The 26,907-nt window shown below is 73.8% G+C and carries 1 protein-coding gene (only partly in view); it reads right to left on the bottom strand.

The annotated features are described in order from the left end of the window. Positions 1–26,907, bottom strand: partial view of a type I polyketide synthase gene (locus Aple_RS04210; protein WP_155343099.1) — the 5' portion only. The gene continues 1,242 nt to the left of window position 1, outside the view; the window shows 26,907 of its 28,149 coding nt (coding positions 1–26,907); the start codon lies at positions 26,905–26,907; the stop codon falls past the left edge of the window.

The raw sequence follows: 26,907 nt of genomic DNA, 5'->3' as shown, positions 1-26,907 counted from the left end.
CAGGTGCCCGCCGAGCGCACCGGTGCCACCGGTGATCAGTACGGTCCCCCGCGGCTCCCACTCGCCGGTCCGACCGGGAAGAGCCTGCACGAGCCGCCGGACGTAGGCGCCAGAAGGCCGGATGGCGACCTGATCCTCACCTGACACCCCGGACAGCACACTCGCCAACCGTCGCACCGCGCCACGATCGACGCTGTCTGGCAGATCGATCAGGCCGCCCCACCGCTGCGGCTGCTCCAGCGCGACGACCCGGCCGAGGCCCCAGACGGCGGCCTGCGCGGGGCTGCCCAGAACATCACCGGGACCGGCCGCGACCGCGCCTCGGGTGAGGCACCACAGCGGCGCGTCGACACCGGCATCGCCCAGCGCCTGGAGGAGGAGCGTCGTCAGGACGAGCCCGGTGGGCACTTCCGCGTGAGCAGAAGATTCCCGCAGAGCCAGCAGCGACACCACTCCGCTGTACGGCGCGGCTGCGGCGTGTGCGCGCAGGCGCTCGGCCAGAGCGGCCCGGTCTTCGGGCGTGCCGGTGAGGCCGGGCAGCTCCAGGCGTACGACGTCCGCGCCCAGGGCGGCGATCGCGTCGATCGCCGCGTCCGTCCAGGCGTCCGCCGCCTGTTCCTCGGGAAGCACGACCAGCCAGGGGCCGATCGCCGCGACCCGGCCGGGCGTCTCCGCGCCGGCGAAGGGCTGCCAGGCGATCCGGTACCGCCAGCCGTCGATGGCGGACCTTAGGGCCCCCTCGCCGTGCCACGACGACAGCGCCGGAGTCGGCCAGAACCGCTCGTGCTGGAACGCGTACGTCGGCAGGTCCACGGGCCTGGCACCGGTGCCGGCGAAGACGGCGGTCCAGTCCGGGCTCATCCCGTGGACGTGCAGCCCAGCGAGTGCGGTGACGACCGCCTCGTGCTCGTCGCGGTGCCTGCGCAGCAGGGGGACCAGCTCGACCTCGTCCTCCGGGGGGAGGATGTCGCCGGCCATCGCGGCCAGCGTGCCGTCGGGGCCGATCTCGACGTAGCGGGTCACCCCGGCCTCGTGCGCCGAGCGGATCCCGTCGGCGAACCGGACGGTCCTGCGCACGTGCTCCACCCAGTAGCCGGGCGAGTGCAGCTCGTCCGTGGCGGGTGCGCCGGTCACGTTCGAGATCACGGGGATGCGCGGCGGCGCGTAGGCGAGCCGTTCTGCGACCGCCCGGAATTCCTCCAGCATCGGGTCCATGAGCGGTGAATGGAACGCGTGGGAGACCCGCAGCCGCCTCGTCTTGCGCCCGCGCTTCTCCAGCGCGTCCGCCACGTCCAGCACCGCCTGCTCCGCCCCCGCGATCACCACCGACTCCGGGCCGTTGACCGCGGCGAGGGAGACCTCGTGCTCGCGCCCGGCCAGGAGTCCCGCGACCTCCTCCTCGGCGGCCTGGACGGCGACCATCGCGCCACCGGCGGGAAGCCGTTGCATGAGCGCGCCCCGGGCCGCCACCAGCGCGCAGGCGTCTTCCAGTGACAGCACGCCCGCGACGTGCGCCGCGGCCAGCTCGCCGACCGAGTGCCCGATCAGCACGTCAGGGGTGAGATGCCACGACTCGAGCAGGCGGAACAGGGCCACCTCGATTGCGAACAGCGCCGGCTGGGTCCATCCGGTCTGGTCGAGCAGCCCGGCCTCGGGCGCGTCCGCCGAGGCGAACAAGATCTCCCGAAGCGGCCGGTCCAGCCGCACGTCCAGATGTGCCAGCACGGCGTCGAGCGCGTCGGCGAAGACCGGGAACCGGTCGTAGAGCTCGCGGCCCATCCCCGCCCGCTGGGCGCCCTGGCCGGTGAACAGGAACGCCGTCTTGCCCGATCGTCCTGCCCGGCCCTCGATCACGTGGGGCGCCGGGCCGCCGTCCGCCGCCGCGGTCAGGCCGTCCACCAGTTCCTCTCGGCTCCCGGCCAGTACGGCGAGCCGCTCCCGGAAGCTCGACCGGGTGGTGGCCAGGGAGAACGCGAGATCGGCCAAGCCGAGCTCTGGGTGCTCGGCGAGGTGGTCGAGCAGGCGTCGCGCCTGCGCCCGCACCGCGTCCGGGGTCTTGGCCGACAGCGGGACCGGCAGGAGGCCCGGGCCCGATGCCGCCGGTACGGCGGCATCGGCGGGCTGCGCCTCCTCGATGATCACATGGGAGTTCGTGCCGGTGGCTCCGAAGGACGAGATCCCGGCACGGCGCGGGCGTCCGGCGTCAGGCCACGGCCTGGCCTCGGTGAGCAGCTCCACCGCGCCCGCCGACCAGTCCACATGCGACGACGGTTCGTGCACGTGCAGCGTCTTCGGCGCGACACCGTGCCTGATCGCCATGACCATCTTGATCACTCCGGCGACTCCCGCCGCCGCCTGCGTATGACCGATGTTGGACTTGACCGACCCGAGCAGCACCGGCCGCTCGCGGTTCTGACCGTAGGTCTCCAGCAGGGCTTGGGCCTCGATCGGGTCGCCCAGCTTCGTACCCGTGCCGTGCGCCTCCACCACGTCCACGTCCGCGGGGGCGAGACCGGCGGCGGCGAGGGCGCGGTGGATCACCCTGCGCTGCGAGGGACCGCTCGGCGCGGTGAATCCGTTGGACGCGCCGTCCTGGTTGACGGCGGAACCGCGCAGGATCGCGAGCACGCGATGGCCGTTGCGCCGGGCGTCCGACAGCCGTTCGACCACGAGCATGCCGACGCCCTCCGCCCAGCCCGTGCCGTCGGCGGCGTCGGAGAACGCCTTGCACCGGCCGTCCGGGGACAGCGCCCCCAGCTCACCGAACTCGACGAATCCCACCGGGGTGGACATCACGGTGACCCCGCCCGCGAGGGCCAGCGAGCACTCACCGGACCGCAGCGCCTGGGCCGCCAGATGCAACGCCACCAGCGACGAGGAGCAGGCGGTGTCCACGGTCACCGCCGGCCCCACCAGGCCGAAGGCGTAGGACAGCCGACCGGAGATCACGCTGGCCGCCTGAGCCGTCTGCGCGTGACCCTGATGGTCCCGGGGCGGTTGGTAGTCGCCGCTGGTGCCGCCGACGTAGACGCCCACGTCGCCGCCCCGCAGGCCGGCCGGGTCGACACCGGCGCGTTCGAACGCCTCCCAGGCCGCCTCCAGGACCAGCCGCTGCTGCGGGTCCATCACCATCGCCTCACGAGGCGAGATGCCGAAGAAACCCGGGTCGAAGTCGGCGACGTCGTAGAGGAACCCGCCCTGGCTTGTGTACGAGCTGCGGCCGCCGGACTGGAGGGCGAGATCCCAGTGCCGGTCCACGGGGAACGGGCCGACCACGTCCACCTCGTCGCCGACCAGCCGCCACAGGTCCTCCGGCGAGCGGACGCCGCCCGGATACCGGCAGCTCATGCCGACGATGACGATCGGGTCGTCGGAGAGCACGGCAGGAACGGGCGCCCGCGTGCCCGCCCCGGTCTCCTCGCGCGGGCCCGCCTCGCCGAGCAGCTGTCCCGCCAGGTGTTCGGCGAGTTCCTCCGGTGTCGGGTGGTCGAAGACGAGCGTGGCCGGCAGGGCGAGCCCGGTCGCGGCCTTGAGCTGGTTGCGCAGGTCGACCGCGGTGAGCGAGTCGAAGCCGAAGTCGCGGAAGGCCCGGTTGGCCTCGATCGCGCCGCCGTCCGCGTGCCCGAGAACGGCGGCGGCCTTGGTCGTCACCAGCTCGAGGACGACTCCTGTTCGCTCGGCCGCCGGCAGCCCGAGCAGACGTTCCCGGAGCGCGGGCTCGCCGTCGTGTGCGCCACCGTTCGCCGCCGCCTTCGCCTGCCGGGCCTGCGGCAGCTCGTCCAGCAGGGGGGTCGGGCGCAGCGCGAGGAAGGCCGGGGTGAACACGTCCCATGCCACGTCGGCGACCGTCACCGCGCTCTCTCCGCTCGCGACGACCCGGCCCAGGGCGCTGAGCGCGAGCTCCGGCGCCAGGGCGGGCAGCCCGTTCAGCCGCAGGTGCAGGTCCATTCCCTTATCGGTGGTCACGCCGCTGTCCGCCCATGCCGACCAGGACACGGTCGTCCCCGCCGTGCCTCGCGCGCGGCGCGCCTCGACCAACGCGTTCCTGACCTCCTCCGCGGCGGCCGCGACCGCACGGCCGGCGACGCCCCAGACGCCGGCCAGCGAGCAGAACACGACGAACGCGTCCAGTTCCCAGTCCCCCAGCAAGGAGTTCAGGTTCGCCGCGCCCGCGACGTGCGCCGCGGCGGCCGCGGCCAGGTCCGCGGGCTCGGCTCCGTCCAGGGGGGCGGCGGCCGGCGGTTCGTCGGCGTAGACGACCGCGTCCGGCGGGTACTCCACGAGTAGGGCGGACAGCGCCTCCCGATCCGCCAGGTCGCAGTGCCTGATCGTCACACGGGAATCCGGGTCCGCAGACTCCGTATCCGCAGACTCCGTATTCGCGGACTCCGCCGAGCCGGGGCGCCCGGCCAGCACCACCCGCTCGGCGCCCGCGTCGGCCAGCCATCGGGCGATGCGCTCGCCGGCGATTCCCGTGTCCCCGGCGACCAGCACCGTACCGCGCGGCCGCCACGACCGGCCGGCATCCCCTGCCGGGGCCGGGACGAGCCGGCGGCCGAACACTCCGGAGGGGCGCAGAGCGATCTCGCTCTCGCCGTCAGGTCCGCCGGCCAGCATCGCGGCCAGCCGGGCGACGGCCCGCCGGTCGATCGTCCCCGGCAGGTCGATCATGCCGCCCCAGCGCTGCGGATGCTCCAGCGCGGCCACCCGGCCAAGGCCCCAAACGGCGGCCTGTCCCGGGTTCGGTCGCGAATCGGAGCGGCCAACGGACACCGCGCCTCGGGTGAGGCACCACAGCGGCGCGTGCACGCCGGCGTCGCCCAGCGCCTGCACGAGCGCGGTCGTCAACGCCACTCCGGACAGCTCGGACAGGCCGGCCGTGTCCGTCTCGGCGAGCGCCAGCAGTGAGATCACGCCGACCGGCGCCCCTCCGTCCGTGTCCGACTCGCTGAGCAGTTCGGCGAGCTGTACAGCCAGCCCCGCGCGATCGGCATCCGTGACGTCGAAACGCACCAGCGCATCGGGGCCCGGAAGGGCGGCGCCCACGGCCTCGAGCACCTCCGCCCACTGCCCGTCCTCGAACCCACCGGCCGGGACGGCCACCAGCCATCTCCCGGACGGGCTGCCGGGCGGCAAGGCGGCCAGGGGTTTCCACGCCACCCGGTACCGCCAGGAGTCGACGAGCGTGCGCTCCCGGCGCGAGCGACGCCAAGTGGACAGCGCGGGCACCACCGTCGAGAGCGAGTCCGCCTCCAGCTCCAGCGTGGCCGCTACCGACGCCAGGTCGCCGCGCTGGATCGCGGCCCAGAACTCGGCGTCCACCGGGTCCTGCGCCAGGCCGGCCGGAGCGACGGCCTCCGGCCAGAACCGCCGCCGCTGGAAGGCGTACGTGGGCAGGTCGACCCGGCGTGCGCCGTACCCGGCGAAGAGGGATCCCCAGTCCACCGGCAGCCCGTGCACATGGAGCCGGGCCAGCGCGTCCACGACCGACTCCTCCTCGCCACGGTCCTTCCGCAGCACCGGCACCACCAGCGTCCCGGCCTCGGTGCCGTCACCCGCGAGGCAGTGCTGAGTCATCGCGGACAGCACGCCGTCCGGGCCGAGCTCGATGAACGTGCTCACTCCCTTGCCGCGCAAGGTGCGCACGCAGTCGCCGAAGCGGACCGCCTCCCGGACGTGGTCGACCCAGTAGTCGGGTGAGCAGATCCGCTCGACGGCGACCGGCTCGCCCGTCAGGTTGGAGACGAGCGGGATGGCCGGCGGCGAGAACCGCAGCCCTCGGACGGCTTGCCGGAATTCCTCCAGCATGGGGTCCATCAGGGGGGAATGGAACGCGTGGCTGACGGTCAGCCGGGTGGTCTTGCGACCCTCGGCCGCGAACCGGGCGGCGACCTCGGTGACCGGCCCCTCCGCGCCCGCGACCACCACGGCCGACGGCCCGTTGACCGCGGCGATCGACACCTCGTGCTCGCGCCCGGCGAGCATCGGGCGTACCTCGTCCTCGGTGGCCTGTACGGAGACCATCGCGCCCCCGGCCGGTAGCGCCTGCATCAGGCGGCCCCGGGCGGCGACCAGAGTGCACGCGTCCGCCAGCGTCAGCACACCGGCGACGTGCGCCGCGGCGATCTCGCCGATCGAGTGCCCGGCCACCAGGTCAGGCCGCAGCCCCCACGACTCCGCCAGGCGGAACAGGGCCACCTCGATCGCGAACAGCGCGGGCTGCGTCCACTGCGTCTGGTCGATCAGCTCCGCCTCGGGCGAGCCCGCTGCGGCGAACAGGATCGTCCGCAGCGGGCGGTCCAGCTCGACGTCGAGCTGCGCGAGCACCGCGTCCAGCGCCTGTGCGAACACCGGGAACCGGTCATACAGCTCCCGGCCCATGCCAGGGCGCTGGGAGCCCTGACCGGTGAACAGCATCGCCGATCCGCCCGCGACGACGGCGGCCTCGCCACGCGCGATCTCCGCCACCCCGTCGGCGCCGGCCAGCAGCACCGCGCGGTGCCGGAACATCGACCTGCTCGTCAGCGAGTAGCCGACGTCCACCGGGTCGAGGTCGCGCGTGGCGGCCAGGACCTGCTCGACCTGGGCTCGCAGCGCCTCCTGGGTACGGCCGGAGACGACCCACGGCACGACCGCGGGAGGCGTCCGATCCCCGGAGCGCTCGCCGGACCGCTCGTCCGGGAGCGCCTGCTCGATGATGACGTGGGCGTTGGTGCCGCTGATCCCGAAGGCGGAGACGCCGGCCCGCAGCGGCCGGCCGTTCCGCGACCACTCCCGGGGCTCGGTCAGCGGCTCGACGGCCCCGGACGTCCAGTCCACATGCGACGACGGCACCTCGAGGTGCAACGTCCTGGGCAGCATGCCGTGCCGCATGGCGAGCACCATCTTGATCACACCGGCGGCGCCCGCCGCCGCCTGCGTGTGGCCGAGGTTGGACTTGATCGACCCCAGCCACAGCGGGTGATCCCGCTCCTGGCCGTAGGTCGCGAGCAGGGCCTGGGCCTCGATCGGGTCGCCGAGCGCCGTGCCGGTGCCGTGCGCCTCGACCGCGTCGACCTCGGCCGGTGCCAGCCCCGCCGCGGCCAGTGCCTGCCGGATCACCCGCTGCTGCGACGGGCCGTTCGGCGCGGTGAGACCGTTGGACGCGCCGTCCTGGTTGATCGCCGACCCGCGTACGACGGCGAGGATCGGATGGCCGTTGGTCCTGGCGTCCGACAGGCGTTCGAGCACGAACATGCCGACACCTTCGGACCAGCCCGTGCCGTCCGCCGTGTCGGAGAACGCCTTGCACCGCCCGTCGGGGGCCAGACCCCCCTGGACGCTGAACTCGACGAACGAGTCCGGGCTCGACATCACCGACACACCGCCCGCGAGCGCCAGCGAGCATTCGCCGCCGCGCAGGGCCTGCGTGGCCCAGTGCAGGGCGACCAGGGAGGACGAGCACGCGGTGTCGACGGTGATGGCGGGGCCCTCAAGACCCAGCGTGTAGGACAGCCGCCCGGAGATGACGCTCGCGGTGGTACCGGTGGCCACGTGGCCCTGCACATCCGCGTCAGAGCCCTTGAGCACGGCGACGTAGTCCTGGCCGTTGGTGCCCACGAAGACTCCGGCGTCGCCGCCGCGCAGACCCGCGGGGTCGATGCCGGCCCGTTCCAGCGCCTCCCAGGACGCCTCGAGCACCAGCCGCTGCTGCGGGTCCATCGCCAGCGCCTCGCGTGGGGAGATCCCGAAGAACTCGGCGTCGAACTCGGTCGCGTCCCTGAGGAACCCGCCCATGCTCGTGGACGACATCCCCGCGGCGAGCGCCTCCAGGTCCCATCCCCGGTCGTCGGGGAAGGAGGAGATGCCGTCCCCACCGTCCGCCAGCAGCCGCCACAGATCCTCGGGGGAGCTCACCCCGCCGGGGAACCGGCAGCTCATGCCGACGATCACGATGGGATCGCCGTCCTCGGCCTGGGCCCGAACGGCCGGCACCGGCTCAGTGCGCGGCGTCGAGCCGGACAGCTCGCCCAGCAGGAAGTCCGCCAGCACGCTCGGGGTGGGATAGTCGAACAGCAGCGTCGCGGGCAGGGTCAGCCCCGTCGCCGCCGCCAGCGCGTTGCGCAGCTCGACGGTGGTCAGCGAGTCGAAGCCCAGATCCCGGAACGGCCGGTCCGGCGCGATGCCGTCGGCGCCGTCGTGTCCCAGCACCTTGGCCACCATGCCGCGCAGCAGGTCCAGGACGGCCCGGCCCTGCTCGGCGGGGGACAGATCGGCCGGCCGCAGCCGGAACGCCGGCTCCGCCGTGCCGGCCAGGTCCGGCCCGGCGACGGTGGCGAGCTCCGGCAGGTCGCTCACCAGCGGGTTGTTCCGGATCGCCCCGAAGGCGCCAACGAATCGGGACCAGTCGACGTCGGCGACGGTCACGGTCGTGTCGCCGTGCCCCATCGCCCGCTCCAGCGCGCGGACCGCCAGGCCCGGGGGCAGCATCCGCAGGCCGGCCCGGCGCAGCCGGTTCGCCACGACGTCGTCCGCCGCCATGCCGGACCCGGCCCACGGCCCCCAGGCGATCGACGTCGCCGCGAGCCCCCGGGCACGCCGGTGCTCCGCCAGCGCGTCGAGCATGGCGTTCGCGGCGGCGTAGTTGGCCTGCCCCGGTGAGCCGAAGGTGGCGGACGTGGACGAGAACAGCACGAACGCCCGCAGGTCCAGGTGCTCGGTCAGCTCGTGCAGGTTGAGCGCGCCGACCGCCTTCGACCGCAGAACCGAGGAGAGACGCTCCGGCGTGATCCCGTCCAGCACCCCGTCGTCGACCACACCCGCCGCGTGGAAGACCGCGGTCAGGGGCAGGTCCCCCGGGATCCCGGCGAGCATCGCGGCCACGGCCGCACGATCCGCGACGTCGCAGGCCACCACGCTGACATGGGCGCCGAGGGCGGCCAGCTCGTCCCGCAGTTCGGCCACGCCCGGCGCGTCGGGTCCACGGCGGCCGGCCAGCAGCACGTGCGCGGCACCGGCGCCGGCCACCCAGCGGGCGACCTGCGAGCCGAGGCCACCGGCGCCTCCTGTGATCAGCACGGTGCCCGCACCGAACGGCTCGGCGTCATCGGTGTCCGCGCCGAGCGGAGCGTGCGCCAGGCGGCGGCCGAAGACCCCCGAGGGGCGAACGGCGATCTGGTCCTCGCCCATAGGGCCGGACAACACGTCCACCAGGCGGGAGATCGTGACGGAGTCGAGGTTCTCCGGCAGGTCGACGAGACCGCCCCACAGCCGCGGCTGCTCCAGCGCCACGGACCGGCCGAGACCCCACACGGCGGCCTGCACCGGCCGGGACACCTGTTCCGAGCGCCCCACCGACACCGCGCCGCGGGTCACGCACCACAAGGGCGCCGGGGTCCCGGCGTCGCCGAGCGCCTGCGCCAGCGCGACCGTCAGCGCCAGACCGGTGGGGACCCCCGGATGCTCTGCCATGTCCCGCTCGTCCAGGGCCAGCAGCGACACGATCCCGGTGGGCAGGGGTCCGGCGGAGCACAGCTCCCGTATCCGCGCGGCCAGCGCCTCCCGATCGGGTTCGCGGACCTCGATCAGATCGGCCTCCGCGCCAAGCGCGCCCGCCAGCGACGTCACCCACTCCTCACCCGCCTGCCCGGCGGGCACCACCATGAGCAGCCGGGCCGGCGTCGGCGTGGTGAACGCGGGCCGGGGCAGCGGCTTCCAGACGGACCGGTACCGCCAGCCGTCCACGGCATCGGACGACGCGGGTACGGCGGCCACCTTGGCGTCCGGCCAGAACCGCCGGCGCTGGAAGGCGTACGTCGGCAGGTCGACCGCCTCGGCGCCGGTGCCGGCGAAGAACCCGCGCCAATCCACGTCGACGCCACGGACGTGCAGCCGGGCCACCGCCGCCGTGACGGCCTGCTCCTCGGCCCGGTCCCGGCGCGCCACGGGCACCGTCTGGACGCCGGGGCGGTCGGTGAGACAGTCGGCGGCGATGGCCGTGAGCACGGCGTCGGGGCCGAGTTCGAGGAACGTGACGACGCCCTGCTCGGCCAGGCCGCGCACGCCGTCGCCGAAGCGGACCGGCCGCCGGATGTGCTCCACCCAGTAGTCCGGGGAGCAGAGCAGCTCCGCGGTCGCCGGCTCGCCGGTCACGTTCGACACGATCGGGATCTCCGGCGGCGCGTACGACAGGCCGCGCGCGACCCGGCGGAAGTCCTCGAGCATGGCGTCCATCCGCGGGGAATGGAAGGCATGGGAGACCCGCAGCCGCCTGGTCATGCGCCCCTGGGCCGCGAAGTGCGCGGCGATCTCCAGGACGGCGTCCTCCTCGCCGGACACGACCAGCGACACCGGGCTGTTGACCGCCGCGATCGACATCAGCTCCTCGCGCCCGGCCAGCAGCGGGAGCACCTCCTCCTCGCCGGCCTGGACGGCGGCCATCGCCCCGCCCGCGGGCAGCGCCTGCATCAGCCGGGCGCGGGCGGCCACCAAGACGCAGGCGTCCGGCAGGGACAGCACGCCCGCGACATGCGCCGCGGCGATCTCCCCGACCGAATGTCCCATGAGGTGGCCGGGCCTGACGCCCCAGGACTCCAGCAGGCGGAACACGGCCACCTGGAAGGCGAACAGCGCCGGCTGCGTGTAGCCCGTCTCGTCCAGCAGGGCGGCGTCCGCCGTGCCCGCCGGGGCGAACAGCACCTCCCGCAGCGGGCGGTCCAGGTGCGCGTCCAGGTGGGACAGCACCTGGTCGAGCGCGTCGGCGAACGCCGGGAAGCGACCGTACAGTTCGCGGCCCATCTCCGCGCGCTGGCCGCCCTGGCCGGTGAACATGAAGGCCAGGGAACCGTGGACGACGGCCTCCTGAACGCCGGCGCCTTCGGCCAGTGCCCGCAACCCGACGATGATCTCCTCGCGTTCCCGTCCGACCAGCGCCGCGCGCTGGTCGAGGTGCGACCGGGTGGTCGCCAGGGAGTGCGCGAGGTCGGTGAGGTGGAGCTCGGGGGACTCCGCGAGCAGGGCCAGCAGCTGTTCCGCCTGGGCGGCCAGGGCCCGCGCGTCCTTGCCCGACACCAGCACGGGGACGACGACCGGCTCGGCCCGCCCCACCCGTGCGGCCGCGGGCGGCGCCTCCTCCAGCACCGCGTGGGCGTTGGTGCCGCTGAGTCCGAACGACGACACCGCGGCCCGGCGCGGGCGTCCGGCGCGCACCCATTCCCTCGGCTCCGTGAGCAGCTGGATGGCGCCCGTGGACCAGTCCACGTGCGACGACGGCGTGTCCACGTGCAGCGTCTTCGGCAGCAGGCCGTGCCGCATGGCCATGACCATCTTGATCACTCCGGCGAGGCCGGAGGCCATCTGGGTGTGCCCGATGTTGGACTTGACCGAGCCGAGCCACAGCGGGTGATCCCGCTCCTGGCCGTAGGTCGCGAGCAGCGCCTGCGCCTCGATCGGGTCCCCCAGCGCCGTGCCGGTCCCGTGCCCCTCCACGGCGTCGACCTCCGCCGGTGCGACCCCGGCGTTGGCCAGCGCCTGCCTGATCACTCGCTGCTGCGCCGGCCCGTTCGGCGCGGTCAGCCCGTTGGACGCGCCGTCCTGGTTGATCGCCGACCCGCGGATGACCGCGAGGATCGGGTGCCCGTTGCGCTCGGCGTCGGACAGCCGCTCCACCAGCAGCAGGCCGACACCTTCGGCCAGGCTCATCCCGTCCGCCGAATCGGCGTACGCCTTGCAGCGGCCGTCGGGGGCCATGGCCCGCTGCCGGCTGAACCCGATGAAGGCGTCGGGGGTGGACATCACGGTCACCCCACCGGCCAGCGCCAGCGAGCTCTCACCGTCGCGCAGCGACTGGCAGGCCAGGTGCAGCGCCACCAGCGACGACGAGCACGCCGTGTCCAGCGTGACGGCCGGGCCCTCAAGACCGAACAGGTACGCCACCCGGCCGGACAGCACGCTCGGCACGGTGCCGGTGACCAGGTGGCCTTCCAGGCCCTCCCCCTGGCCGGCCATCGCCAGAGCGTAGTCCTGGTAACTGGAGCCGATGAAGGTGCCGGTCACGCTGCCGCGCAGCGACGACGGGGCGATCCCGGCCCGCTCGACGGCTTCCCATGCCGTCTCCAGCACCAGCCGGTGCTGCGGATCCATCGCCAGCGCCTCGCGGGGCGAGATCCCGAAGAAGTCCGCGTCGAACTCCGCCGTGTCGTAGAGGAAGCCGCCCCGCGTGGAGTACGTCTTCCCGGTCCGGTCCGGGTCGGGGTCGTAGAGTTCCTCGGCGTCCCAGCCGCGGTCGCCGGGGAACTCGGAGATCGCGTCGACCCCGGCGGCCACGAGCCGCCACAGCTGCTCCGGCGATCGGACCCCGCCCGGGTAGCGGCAGGCCATCCCGATGATCGCGATCGGCTCGTCCGAGCCGGCCCGTCCCTGGCCTGCCACGGCCGCCGGTCCGGCCTGCGCCCCGGCGATCTCAGCGCGCAGGAACTCCGCCAGCGCCGCCAGGTTCGGGTGGTCGAACACCAGCGTGCTCGGCAGGGTCAGGCCCGTGGCGGCCGCCAGCCGGTTGCGCAGGTCGACCGCGGTCACCGAGTCGAAGCCCAGGTCGCGGAACGCGCGCCGCTCGGCGAGGGCGTCGGCTGAGGCGTGCCCGAGCACGGTCGCCGCCTGGGCGCGCACCAGCTCCAGCAGCAGGCGGTCCCGCTCGGCCGCAGGCAGCCCGCGTAGCCGGGTGACGAACTCCCCCGCGCCCGCGGCGCCGACCGGCCGCTCGGCGGTCTCGGCCAGCCGCCGTACGGCAGGCACCTCGCTGAACAGCGGGCTCGGCCGTACGGAGGTGAAGACCGGGAAGTACCGCTCCCAGTCGATGTCGGCGATCGCCAGCACGGGCTCCGCGCCGGCCAGCGCGTGCCGGAACCCTTCGAGCGCCAGGTCCGGCTCCATGAACACCAGACCGCTGCGCCGGATCTGCTCGGGATCGACCCGCCCGAGCTCGCGGTCGTCCGACCAGATGCCCCACGAGATCGAGGTGGCCGGCAGCCCGCGGGCGCGCCGGTTCTCCGCCAGCGCGCCGAGGTAGGCGTTGGCCGCGACGTACGCCGCGTGCCGCCCGCTGCCCCACATCCCCGCCGTCGAGGAGAACAGCACGAAATCGTCGAGCTCGTCGGCGTCCAGCAGTTCGTCCAGGTGGCGGGCGCCGGCGACCTTGGCCCGCACCACCTCGGCGAACGCCTCGATACTGGTGTCCTCCAGTGCGTGCAGCTGGATGGAGGCGGCGGCGTGCACCACCGTGCGGACGGCGTGGCCCTCCGCCCGCAACCGCGCGAGCAGGTTGGCGAGCGCGTCGCGATCGGACACGTCGCAGGCCGCCACGGTGGCGGTCGTGCCCAGCTCGGTCAGCTCCGCCAGCAGTTCGGCCGCGCCGGGGGCGTCCATGCCGCGGCGGCTGACCAGCACCAGCTGCTCGGCTCCCTGGGCCGCGAGCCAGCGGGCCACGTGCGGGGCGAGCGTTCCCGTGCCCCCGGTCACCAAGATGGTCCCGCGTGGCGTCCAGGCGGGCGCCGGGTCGGCGGGCGACGGGGCCGGCACCACGCGCCGGGCGAACACTCCGGAGGGCCGGATCGCCAGCTGGTCCTCGCCGCCGCCGGCGCCCCCGAGGACGCTCGCCAGGCGCCGCGCCGCGCGCTGGTCGAGCGTCCCGGTGAGGTCGACCAGGCCGCCCCACCGTCGCGGGTGCTCCAATGCGGCCGTCCAGCCCACGCCGTGGACCTGGGCCTGGACGGGGTTGGTCACCGGATCCGACCGGCCGGTGGAGACCGCGCCACGGGTGAGGCACCACAGCGGCGCGTCGATGTCCGCGTCGCCCAGGGCCTGGACGAGCGCGACGGTCAGGGCCAGGCCGGTGGCCAGCTCCGGGTGCCGTTCGGTGGGCTGTTCGGCCAGGGCCAGCAGGGACACGACGCCGGAGACGTGCTCCTCCTGGCTCAGCATGCCGGTCAGCACAGCGCGATCGAGGCACGTCTCATCGAGCACGACCTTGCGGACCTCTGCGCCGTGCGCGGTGAGCGTGTCGGCGACATCCTCTTCCTTAACGTCCTCGTCCGCGACGCCGTCGGTGGTGACGAGCAGCCACGTGCCCGACAGGGGGGTGGCGACGAGATCGGTCACCGGTCGCCACACTACGCGGTAGCGCCAGGAGTCGGCCGTGAACCGGGCCCGTTGCCTGCGCCGCCAGGAGGACAGCGCAGGGACCACCTCGGCCAGCGCCGGTGCGGCCACGTCCAGCTCCGAGGCCAGCGAGTCCAGGTCCTCCTGCCCCACCGCCGCCCAGAACCGCTCGTCCGCCGGGTTCGTCGCGCCCGTCGCCGGCGCTTCGGCGCGCTTTATCCAGAGCCGCTCGCGCTGGAAGGCGTACGTCGGCAGCTCCACCGGGCGGGCGCCCGTGCCGTCGAAGGCGGCTCGCCAGTCGACCGGCACACCGCGCACGAACACCTCCGCCAGGGAGGTCAGGAAGCGCTCCGCGCCGCCCTGGTCGCGGCGCAGCGTCCCGGCGACGACCGTGCTCCCACCGGCGTCCTCGGCCGTCTCCTGGATCGCGCCGGTCAGCACCGGGTGCGGGCTGACCTCGATGAACGCCTGGTGCCCAGCGGCCAGCAGGCGGCGCACCGCGGGTTCGAACCGGACGGTCCGCCGCAGGTTGCGGTACCAGTAGTCCGCGTCCAGCTCCGTCCCGTCCAGCCAGTCCCCGGTCACCGTGGACAGGAACGGCACCTCGGCCCGCTGCGGCCGGATCGCCGACAGGGACTGGGGCAGCTCATGCTGGAGCGGCTCGACGTGGGCGGAGTGCGACGCGTAGTCGACCGCGACCCGCCGGGCCCGCACGCCCTCCTCGGTCAGCCGCCGCGACAGCTCGTCGAGCGCGCCGGGATCGCCGCCCACCACGACCGTGCGCGGTCCGTTCACCGCCGCGATCGAGATCTGCTCGTCCCAGGGCCGCAGCCGCTCGGCGACGTCCTGCGGCGGCAGCGAGATCGACAGCATCCCGCCGGCGCCGGCCAGCGACCGCGCGATGGCCTGGCTGCGTACCGCCACCACTCGGGCGGCGTCGTCCAGCGACAGGGCGCCCGCCACGCAGGCGGCGGCGATCTCGCCCTGGGAATGCCCGATCACCGCGTCGGGCTCGACTCCATGAGCACGCCACATCGCCGCCAGCGCGACCATCACCGCGAACGACACCGGCTGTACGACGTCCACCCGGTCCAGCGACGGCGCGCCCTCCGCCTGGCGCAGCACGTCCAGCAGCGACCAGTCGACGTACCGGCTCAGGGCCAGGCCGCACTCGGCGACGCGCTCGGCGAACACCGGGGACTGCTCGAGCAGCCGAGCGCCCATGCCCGCCCACTGCGCGCCCTGCCCCGGGAACACGAAGACCGTCGCGCCCTCGACGTCCGCCATGCCCTGGACCACGCCCGGCGCCGGCTCGCCCGCGGCCACCGCCTGGACGGCGGCGCGGAGCGCGTCGCGGTCACCGCCCACCGCGACCGCGCGGTGCTCGAACACCGACCTCGACGTCGCCAGCGAGAAGCCCACGTCGGCCGGTTCCAGCTCACCGCGGTCGGCTACGCGGGTGGCCAGCCGCCGTGCCTGCCCGCGCAGCGCCTCCGCCGTCCGGCCCGACACCACCCACGGCACCATCCCGGCACCGGACGTGGCGGCATCGGCGCCGGGACCCGCATCGGCACCGGGACCGGCGAGCGCGACGTCGCCGGTCGGCGCCTGTTCGAGGATCGTGTGGGCGTTCGTGCCGCTGATCCCGAAGGAGGACACGGCGGCCCGGCGCGGCCGTCCGGTCTCCGGCCACGGCGTGGCCTCGGTCAGCAGTTCGACCGCGCCCGCCGTCCAGTCCACGTGGGACGAGGGCGTGCCCACCCCGAGCGTCTTCGGCAGCAGGCCGTGCCGCAGGGCCATGACCATTTTGATGACGCTCGCCACGCCCGCCGCGGACTGGGTGTGGCCGATGTTCGACTTGATCGATCCGAGCAGGAGCGGGCGCTCCCGGCCCTGCCCGTACGTGGCGAGGAGGGCCTGGGCCTCGATGGGGTCGCCCAGGGCCGTACCCGTGCCGTGCGCGTCGACCGCGTCGACCTCGGCCGGGGACAGCCGCGCGCTCGCCAGCGCGTGCCGGATCACCCGCTGCTGGGAGGGGCCGTTGGGCGCGGTCAGTCCGTTGGACGCGCCGTCCTGGTTCACCGCGGAACCACGCACCACCGCGAGGATCGGGTGGCCGTTGCGCCGCGCGTCGGACAGCCGCTCCACCAGGAGCAGGCCGACCCCTTCCGCCAGGCTCATCCCGTCGGCCGAGTCGGAGAACGCCTTGCACCGGCCGTCGGCGGCCAGGGCCCGCTGGCGGCTGAACGCCACAAAGGCGGCCGGGGTGGTCATCACCGTGGCGCCGCCCGCCAGGGCGAGGGAGCTCTCCCCGTTGCGCAGCGACTGGCAGGCCAGGTGCAGCGCCACCAGCGACGACGAGCACGCCGTGTCGACCGTGACCGCGGGCCCTTCCAGGCCGAGCACGTACGACAACCGGCCGGACAGGATGCTCGGGCTGGAGCCGGTGACCTGGTGTCCCTCGGCGTCGGCGGCGTCCGAGCCGTACTCCTGGTAGCTGGAGCCGATGAACGTGCCGGTCGTGCTGCCGTGCAGCGACGAGGGGGCGATCCCGGCCCGTTCGATGGCCTCCCATGCGGTCTCCAGCAGCAGCCGCTGCTGCGGGTCCATGGTCAGCGCCTCGCGCGGGGAGATCCCGAAGAATCCGGGGTCGAAGTCACCGGCGTCGTGCAGGAACCCGCCCTCGACGGAGTAGGTCGTGCCGGAGTGATCGGGGTCGGGATCGTAGAGCCCCCCCGCGTCCCAGCCCCGGTCGGCGGGGAACCCGGAGATCGCGTCGATCTCGCCGGTCACCAGTTCCCACAGCTGTTCTGGAGAGCCCACGCCGCCGGGGAAACGGCAGGCCATCCCGATGATCGCGATCGGTTCGTCGGTGTGGGCCGCCATCGGGACCCCGGCGACGTCCGCGTCCGCCGAGCCCACGACCTGCGACCGGAGGAACTCCACCAGCGCGGCCGGGTTCGGGTGATCGAACACCAGCGTGCTCGGCAACGCCAGGCCGGTCGTCGCGACCAGCCGCTTTCTCAGCTCCACCGCGGTCAGTGAGTCGAACCCCATCTCGCGGAAGGCGCGCCGCTCGGAAACCGCCTCGGCCGACGCGTGCCGCAGCACGGCCGCCACCTCGGTGCGCACCAGATCCAGCAGCCCGCGCCGCTGCTCCTTCTCGGTCAGCTGCCGCAGCCGCGCGACGAACTCGGGGTCGTCGGAGGTCGCTGCTTTGTCCGCGCTCGCGAGTTGTGCCCTGACCTCAGGGAGCTCGCTGAACAGGTGGCTGGGCCGGGCCGAGGTGAAGATCGGATAGAACCGGTCCCAGTCGACGTCCGCGACCGTCACCACCGCGTCTTGGCCGCTGACCGCCCGGCTCAGCTCTCTGATCGCGAGGCCGGGCGGCAGCAGGGCCAGCCCACGTCTGAGCAGGTAGTCGGCCATGGTGTCCGCCGGGGTGTCCGCCGGGGTGTCCGCCACGGTGTCCGCCACGGCCAGGCCGGCTTCGGCCCACGCGCCCCAGGCCACCGACGTGGCGGCGAGACCTCGCCCCCGCCGGTGCTCGGCCAGCGCGTCGAGGTAGGCGTTGGCGGCCGCGTAGGCGCCCTGCCCCGCGCTGCCCCACATCCCGGCTATCGAGGAGAACAGCACGAAGAAGTCGAGCTCGCGGTCTCCGAGCAGGCCGTCCAGGTTGGCGGCGCCGGCTGCCTTCGCCGTCATCACGTCGGCGAACTCGGCGGCGTCCGCCTGCCCGAGTGGCGCGACGGCCTGGCCCACGCCGGCCGCGTGCACGACCCCGGTGAGCGGGCGTTCGGCCGGGATCGCGGCCAGCACGCCGGCCAGTGCCTCGCGATCGGCCACGTCGCAGGCGACGATGCTCGCCTCGGCGCCCAGCGCGAGCAGCTCGTCCCGCAGCTCCGCCGCGCCAGGGGCGGCCATGCCGCGCCGGCTGGTCAGCACGAGATGCGCGGCGCCAGCACGCGCCAGCCACCGCGCGGTGGCCGCGCCGAGAGCACCCGTCCCACCGGTGACAAGCACGGTCCCACCGGTCGCGGCTGCCCAGCCGACCTGATCGGGGGTGACCGGATGACGCCGCAGCCGCCGGCCGAACACGCCCGACGCCCGCACCGCCACCTGGTCCTCACCGTCCAGGCCCGCCAGCACGCTCGCCAGGCCCAGTGCGGCACGCCCGGCGACGACCTCGGGCAGGTCGACCAGGCCGCCCCACCGCTTCGGGTGCTCCAAGGCGGCCACCCGGCCCATGCCCCACACCTGCGCCTGGACCGGGCTCGTCACCCTGTCCCCGGGAGCGGCCGACACGGCGCCGCGGGTGAGGCACCACAGCGGTGCGTCGATCTCCGCGTCGCCGAGCGCCTGCAGGAGCGTGACCGTGAGCGCGAGGCCGCTCGGCACCGGGCCACCGCCCGCGACGGGCGCGAGCATCGACACCACTCCGGAGATCTCGCCCAGCTCACGGAGCCGGGCGGCGAGCGAGGCACGGCCGACGTCCGTCCCCTCCAACAGGAGCCGCTCCACGTGTGCTCCGTGGCTGTCCAGCGCGCCGACCACGTCGCCGTCCACGATCCCGGCCGCGGTCACCACCAGCCAGGTGCCCGCCAGCACGGCGAGCGGAGGCGTACGGCGGGGCTTCCACTCGACCAGGTAGCGCCAGGAGTCGAGCGTCGACGCCTCGCCCCGGCTCCGCCGCCACGACGACAAGGCCGGGAGCAGGGTGTCCAGCGAGGAGGAGTGCTCGTTACCCAGGCCGAGGATCGCGGCCACGTCCCCGGCGTCGCCGCGCTCGACCGCGTCCCAGAGCCGCGCGTCCGCCGGATCGGCGACGGTGTCGTTCGCGGGGATCTCTGGCCAGAACGACTCATGCTGGAACGGGTACGTCGGCAGGTCCACCCGGCGGGCTCCGCGAAGCAGGGCCGGCCAGTCGACGCGTACGCCGTTCACCTGCAGTTCGGCCAGCGCGGTCATGAGGGCGGTGCTCTCGTCGCGGTCACCGCGCAGCAGGGGAAGGAGCAGCGCCTCCGCCTCGGCGGGAAGGGTGTCCAGGGCCATCGCGGTCAGCACGCCGTCAGGGCCGATCTCCAGGAACGCGGTCATGCCCGCCCGATGCAGCTCCCGCACGCCGTCGCGGAACCGGACCGCCTCCCGCACGTGCCGCACCCAGTAGGCCGGTGAGCACAGCTCGTCCGTGGCGAACTCGCCGGTCACGTTGGAGATCACCGGGATCCGCGGGGGTTCGTACGCGATCGTCTCGGCGACCGCCTGGAACTCCGCGAGCATCGGCTCCATCAGCGGTGAATGGAACGCGTGCGACACCCGCAGCCGCTTGGTCCTGCGTTCCCTGGCGGCCCACCCCGCGGCGACCTCCAGCACCGCGGGCTCGACTCCGGCGATCACCACCGACGCCGGGCCGTTGACCGCCGCGATGGACACCTCGTCCTCACGCCCGGCCAGCGACTCCAGGATCTCCTCCTCGTCGGCCTGGATCGCGACCATGGCGCCGCCGGCCGGGAGCGCCTGCATCAACCGGCCCCGCGCGGCCACCAGCGCGCAGGCGTCCTCCAGGGTCAACACCCCCGCCACATGCGCAGCGACGAGTTCCCCGATCGAATGCCCCGCCAGCGCGTCCGGCCGCACACCCCACGACTCCACCAGCCGGTAGAGCGCGACCTCCAAGGCGAACAGCGCCGGCTGCGTGTACGCCGTGCGGTCCAGCAACTCGGCGTCACAAAACAGCACCTCCCGCAGCGGACGATCCACAGCCAGATGAGGGGCCAGCGCCGCGAGCACACCGTCAAGGGCCTCGGCGAACACCGGGAACCGCTCGTACGTCTCCAGGCCCATGCCCACGCGCTGAGCGCCCTGGCCGGTGAACAGGAACGCCGTCTTCTGGTCGTCCTTGGCCCGGCCGCGTACGACTCCCGGCGCCGCCTGGCCGGTGGCCAGCGCCCGCAACCCGGCCAGCGCCCCGGCACGATCGCCGGCCAGCACCGCGGCCCGGTGCTCGAACGGGGAACGGGTGGTCGCCAGCGAGAACGCCACGTCGGCCAGGTCCGCCTCGGGACGGCCTTCCAGGTGGGACAGCAGCCGCGCGGCCTGCTCCCGCACCGCCTGTTCCGTCTTGCCCGAGACCGGTAGCGGCAGGCCTGCCATCGGCGGCGTCCGCTCGACGGCGTCGTGCCCGGTGTCCTGCTCGATGATGAGGTGGGCGTTGGTGCCGCTGAAGCCGAACGACGACACGGCGGCCCGGCGGGGGTGGCCCGTCTCCGGCCACTCCCGCGCCTCGGTCAACAGCTCCACCGCGCCCGAGGACCAGTCCACGTGCGCGGACGGCGCGTCGACGTGCAGGGTCTTGGGCACGATGCCGTGGCGCATGGCCATGATCATCTTGATCACGCCCGCGACACCCGCAGCCGCCTGCGTGTGACCGATGTTCGACTTGATCGACCCGAGCAGCAGCGGTCCCTCCGGCCGGTCCCGGCCGTAGGTGGCCAGCAGCGCCTGCGCCTCGATCGGATCGCCCAGGGTGGTCCCGGTCCCGTGCCCCTCCACCACGTCCACCTCGGCCGGGGAGAGCCGCGCTCCGGCCAGGGCCTGGCGGATCACCCGCCGCTGGGAGGGGCCGTTCGGAGCGGTCAGCCCGTTGGAGGCTCCGTCCTGGTTGATCGCCGATCCGCGCACCACGGCGAGCACCTGGTGACCGTTGCGCCGGGCGTCCGACAGGCGTTCGAGCACCAGCACCCCGACGCCTTCGGCCCAGCTCACCCCGTCCGCACGGTCCGCGAACGACTTGCACCGCCCGTCCGGGGACAGCCCCCGCTGCCGGGAGAACTCCACGAACGCTCCGGGCGTGGCCATCACGGTCACCCCGCCGGCCAGCGCGAGCGTGCATTCACCCGAGAGCAGCGCCTGCGTCGCCAGATGCACCGCGACCAGCGAGGACGAGCAGGCGGTGTCGACCGTCACCGCCGGGCCCACCAGGCCCAGGGTGTAGGACACCCGTCCGGAGACGACGCTCGCGGCGGTGCCCGTGCCCCGGTAGCCCTCGAACTCAGCCGCACCGAGCATTCCGCTGTAGTCGGTGTACATCACCCCGGCGAACACGCCCGTCCGGCTGCCCCGGAGCGTGACCGGGTCGATTCCGGCCCGCTCGACCGCTTCCCACGAGCTCTCCAGCAGAAGCCGCTGCTGCGGGTCGGTCGCCATGGCCTCCCGCGGGCTCATCCCGAAGAAGTCCGCGTCGAATTCCGCCGCGGCGTGCAGGAAACCGCCCTGTCTGGTGTACGAGCCGCCCACGTGGTCGGCGTCCGGATGGTAGAGCGCGGCCAGATCCCAGCCACGATTGGCGGGAAAGTCCGTGATCGCGTCACGGCCCTCGGCCACCAGCCGCCACAGGTCCTCCGGCGAGGCGACGCCGCCCGGGTAGCGGCAGCTCATCCCGACGATCACGATCGGGTCGTCGGCGACCGGCGTGACGGCGGCGGGAACGGCCACGTCGTGCTGCTCGCCCAGCACCTCGTCCAGCAGGAACTCCGCCAGTACGGCGGGCGTGGGGTGGTCGAACACCAGCGTGGCCGGCAGGCGCAACCCCGTCGTCGTGCTCAGCCGGTTGCGCAGTTCGACCGCGGTGAGGCTGTCGAAGCCCAGTTCGCGGAACTCCCGCCGGACGTCCACGGTCTCCGGCGAGGCGTGCGCCAGCACCAGCGCCGCCTCGGCCCGTACCAGGTCCACCACGACCCGGAGACGATCGGCGCGCTCCATTCCCGCCAGGCGGAGTACCAGTGCGCTGCCACCGGCCGCGGACAGCGACGTCGCCGACCGGCGCGGCGCTCGTACCAGCCCGCGGAGCAGGTGCGGCACCTCGCCATGCGTCCGCACCGCGGCGAGGTCGATCCGGACCGGGGCCACGACCGGCTCCCCCGCCCGGAGGGCCGCGCCGAACAGCGCGACGCCCTCGTCCGGAGTGAGCGCGAACATCCCGGCGCGGGTCATCCGCCGTGCCTGGACGTCGTCCAGTGCGCCGGTCATCCCGGTGTCCTGGGCCCAGGGCCCCCACGCGAGCGACAGCGCGGGCAGTCCTTCGGCCCGCCGGTGCCCGGCCAGCGCGTCGAGGAACGTGTTGGCCGCCGCGTAGTTGCCCTGGCCGGGAGCTCCCATGGTGCCGGCCACCGACGAGAACAGCACGAACGCGGCCAGATCCAGGTCGCGGGTGAGCTCGTGCAGGTGCCAGGCCGCGTCCACCTTCGGCCGCAGCACCGCGTCCAGCCGCGCAGGAGAGAGCGACGGGATCGTCCCGTCGTCCAGCACGCCGGCGGTGTGGATGATCCCGCCCAGCGGGTGCTCGGGGTCCACCCGCGCCAGCAGCGCCGCCACCTGGTCGCGGTCGGCCATGTCGCAGGCGGCGATCGTGACGTCGGCGCCCTGGGCGATCAGGTCGGCCCGCAACTCCGCCGCGCCGGGCGCGTCCAGGCCCCGGCGGCCGGCCAGCAGCAGATGCCGTACCCCGCGCTCGGCCACCAGATGCCGGGCGAACAACGCCCCCAGGCCACCGGTGCCGCCGGTGATCAACACTGTCCGTTCCGGGTCCCATACGTCCTGGGCACCGCCGGCCGCCACCCGCGTCAGGCGAGGTACCCGCACCTCGCCGTGGCGGATCGCCGCCTGCGGTTCCGCCGACGCCAGCACCCCGGCCACCGTCCCGGCCAGCACCCCGGGCAACGCCGACATCGCCGACGCCTCGTCCACGTCCACCAGCACAAAGCGGCCGGGATTCTCCGACTGCGCGGCACGGACCAGACCCCACACCGTCGCAGCCGCCAGGTCGGTGAGCGAGTCCTCCGCACGCGCCACCACCGCACCCCGGGTGAGCACCACCAGGCGGGAGCCGCCGCATCGCTCCTCGGCCAGCCACCGCTGCATCAGATCCAGAACGTGGGCGCCCAGCTCGTGCGCCGACTCCACCACCCCGGCCGCCGGATCCGAGACCACCTCCGTCAGCACCGCGTCCGGCACCGGCCCCGCCTCCACCAGCGACGCCAGATCCGTGTGGATCTGCAAATCCCCGCCGGGCCGCCAAGCCGAGAGCGTACCCAGAGCCCCCACGCCCAGCACCGCCACCGCACCGGTCACCGCCGGGGCCGGCTGCGGCGACACCGTCCACTCCAGGGCGAACAGCGGGTCCCGCCCGCTCCCGCCGGGAAGGTCGTCGGCCGAGAACGGGCGCAGCACCAGGGACCTCGCCGACAGCACCGACTGCCCGGCGGCGTCCACCGCGCTCACCGAAACCGAATCGTCGCCCGCCTTGGCCAGCCGCACGCGCAGCACCGACGCGCCGGCCGCGTGCAGGCGCACTCCGCCCCAGGAGAACGGCAACCGGCCGGGCTGCGCGTCCTCCATCCCGACGAACGACATCGCGTGCAACGCCGCGTCCAGCAGAGCCGGATGGACCCCGAACAAGCCCGCGTTCGACGCCGCCTGCTCGCCCAGGGCGACCTCGGCGAAGACCTCACCGCTCGCGCCCCGCCAGGCCGCCCGCAGCCCCTGGAACGCCGGTCCGTAATGGAACCCGCTCTCGGCCAGGCGCTCGTAAACCCCCTCGACGTCGATCATCGACGCCCCCGAGGGCGGCCACACCGCCATGTCCGCGATGCCGGGCTCCTCTTGAGCGGTGCTCGCCAGGACGCCGACCGCGTGCCGTACCCAGCCGTCGTAATCGTCGGCATCGTCCTGCCTGGCGTGAATGCTCAGCTCACGCCGGCCCTGGCCGTCCGCGGGCCCCACCCGCACCTGAACCGCGACCGCGTCCCGCTCGCCCAGCACCAGCGGCGCGATGAGCGTGAGCTCCGCCACCACATCGCAGCCGACCTGGTCGCCCGCCCGCATGGCCAGCTCCAGGAATCCGGTGCCGGGGAACACCACGATCCCGCCCACGGCGTGATCGGCCAGCCACGGATGCGACCCCAGTGACAACCTTCCGGTCAGCAGCGCCTCATCGGAGTCCGCCAACCCCACGGAGGCCCCCAGCAGCGGATGCCGGGCCGCTGTCAGGCCAAGCCCTCGGGCATCCCCGGCCGAGGTGGGACTCGGCCAGTACCGCTGCCGCTGGAAGGCATATGTGGGCAGCTCAACCTGGCCGGCGCCGGGGAACACCGAGCGCCAGTCCACCGCCACGCCACGCACATGCAGGGCGCCCAGCGCCGACACGACCGCGGACTCCTCGTCGCGGTCCCTGCGCAGCACCGGCACCGCCACCACATCCGGGTGAGCGGCGAGGACATCCTCAGCCATGGCGGTCAGCACCCCATCCGGACCCAGCTCCAGATAGGCCTGCACCCCCTGAGCGTGCAGAGCGCGCACCGCGTCACCGAAACGGACCGCGCCACGGACCTGGTCGACCCAATAATCCGGCGAGCACAACCTCTCGGCCGTAGCCGGCTCCCCCGTCAGGGTGGACACGATCGGAACCCGCGGCGGGTTGTAGGCGAGCCTGCCCGCCAGCGTCCGGAAATCCGCCAGCATCGGATCCATCAACGGCGAATGGAACGCATGCGACACCCGCAACCGCCGCGTCCGCACCCCCTGAGATTCCAGCGCGGCCGCCACCTCAAGGACCGCCTCCTCGGCCCCGGACAGCACCAGTGAGGCAGGTTCGTTGACCGCCGCGACCGACACCTCACCCTCACGCCCGACCAGCAGATCAGCAACCTGATCTTCGGACGCCTGGACCGCGACCATCGCCCCACCCGCAGGGAGCGCCTGCATCAACCGCGCCCGAGCCGCCACCAGCGCACACGCATCGGCCAGCGAGAGCACCCCGGCCACATGCGCCGCCGTGATCTCCCCGATCGAGTGCCCGACCAGCGCATCCGGTCGCACACCCCACGAGGAAACCAACCGGAACAGGGCCGTCTCCACCGCGAACAACGCCGGCTGCGCCCACCCCGTCTGATCCAGCAACTCCGCCTCAGCGAACAAGACCTCACGCAACGACCCATCCAGCAACGGGTCGAACTCGCCGATCACCTCATCCAACGCCTCCGCGAACACCGGGAACCGGTCATACAACTCCCGGCCCATCCCCGCCCGCTGACTCCCCTGACCGGTGAACACCATCGCGAGCTTGGCCTGCCTGCCATGGCCCTTGATCACTCCGGCGGCGGCGCCCCCATCCGCCAGCGCCGCCAAACCCTCGCGCAACCCGGCACGATCGGCGGCCACAACGGCCGCCCGATGCTCGAAGGCCGACCGTGTCGTCGCCAGCGAGAAGGCCACGTCGGCCAGAGACGTCTCGGGCACACCGTCCAGGTACGCCAGCAGACGCGCCGCCTGAGCGGACAGTGCCTCCCCTGTCCGTCCCGACACCAGCACCGGCAGCACACGCATGTCCGCCGTGGGCGGCGCCACCTCAGCCGGCGGCGCCTCCTCCACCACCACATGAGCGTTGGTGCCGCTGACTCCGAACGAGGACACACCCGCCCGGCGCGGACGGCCGGTCTCCGGCCAGGGCCGTTCCCCGGTCAGCAGCTCGAGCACCCCCGAGTCCCAGTCCACCCGCGACGACGGCGCGTCCGCGTGCAACGTCCTGGGGAGCACCCCATGCCGCATCGCCAGGACCATCTTGATGATCCCCGCCACCCCGGCGGCCGCCTGCGTGTGACCGATGTTCGACTTGATCGACCCCAGCGACAGCGGGCGCTCACGGTCCGCACCGAACGTGGAGATCAACGCCTCGGCTTCGATCGGGTCGCCCAGCGCCGTGCCCGTCCCGTGCGCCTCCACCACGTCGATGTCCGCCGTCGACAGCCGCGCGTTGGCCAGGGCGTCGCGAATCACCCGCTGCTGCGACGGCCCGTTCGGCGCGGTCAGACCGTTGGACGCCCCGTCCTGGTTCACGGCCGACCCGCGTACCACCGCGAGCACCTGGTGCCCGTTGCGCTGCGCGTCCGACAGGCGCTCCAGCACCAGGACGCCTACGCCCTCGGACCAGCCCGTGCCGTTGGCGCCGTCGGCGAACGCCTTGCATCGCCCATCGGGCGACAAGCCGCCCTGGCGGTTGAACTCGATGAAGGTGCTGGGGCTCGTCATGACGGTCACCCCGCCGGCGAGCGCCAGCGTGCACTCGCCCGTACGCAGCGACTGAACGGCCCAGTGCAACGCGACCAGCGACGACGAGCAGGCCGTATCCACCGTCACGGCCGGGCCGACCAGGCCGAGCGTGTACGAAACCCGGCCGGACAGCACGCTGTTGGCAGTACCGGTGAGCCCGAAGGCGTCGATGTCGCGCGGCAGGCTCTCGCGGTAGTCGGACGACATCGCCCCGGCGAACACCCCGGTCAGGCTGCCTCGTAACGCGATCGGGTCGATTCCGGCCCGCTCGACGGCCTCCCATGACGCTTCCAGCAGCAGCCGCTGCTGCGGATCCATGCCCAGCGCCTCGCGCGGCGAGATGCCGAAGAAGCCGGCGTCGAAGTCCGCCGCTTCATTGAGGAAACCACCGGCCAGCGACAGCGGCACGGCGTCGCCGTGCTGATCCCGAAGCCTGTCGAGGTCCCAGCCGCGCTCGGCGGGCGGCTCGGATATCGGATCACCGCCCTCGGCGAGCAGGCGCCACAGGTCCTCCGGCGAGGACACGCCTCCGGGGTACCGGCAGCTCATACCGACGATCGCGATCGGCTGCAGGTTCTGTTCTTCTAGGTCGTGGACGCGTTGCCGGGTACGCCGGAGATCGGCCGTCGCTCGCTTGAGGTATTCCCGGAGTTTCGCCTCATTGTCCAT

The organism is Acrocarpospora pleiomorpha, assembly GCF_009687885.1.
GTDB lineage: Bacteria > Actinomycetota > Actinomycetes > Streptosporangiales > Streptosporangiaceae > Acrocarpospora > Acrocarpospora pleiomorpha.
This window is presented reverse-complemented; position numbering and strand designations above follow the sequence as displayed.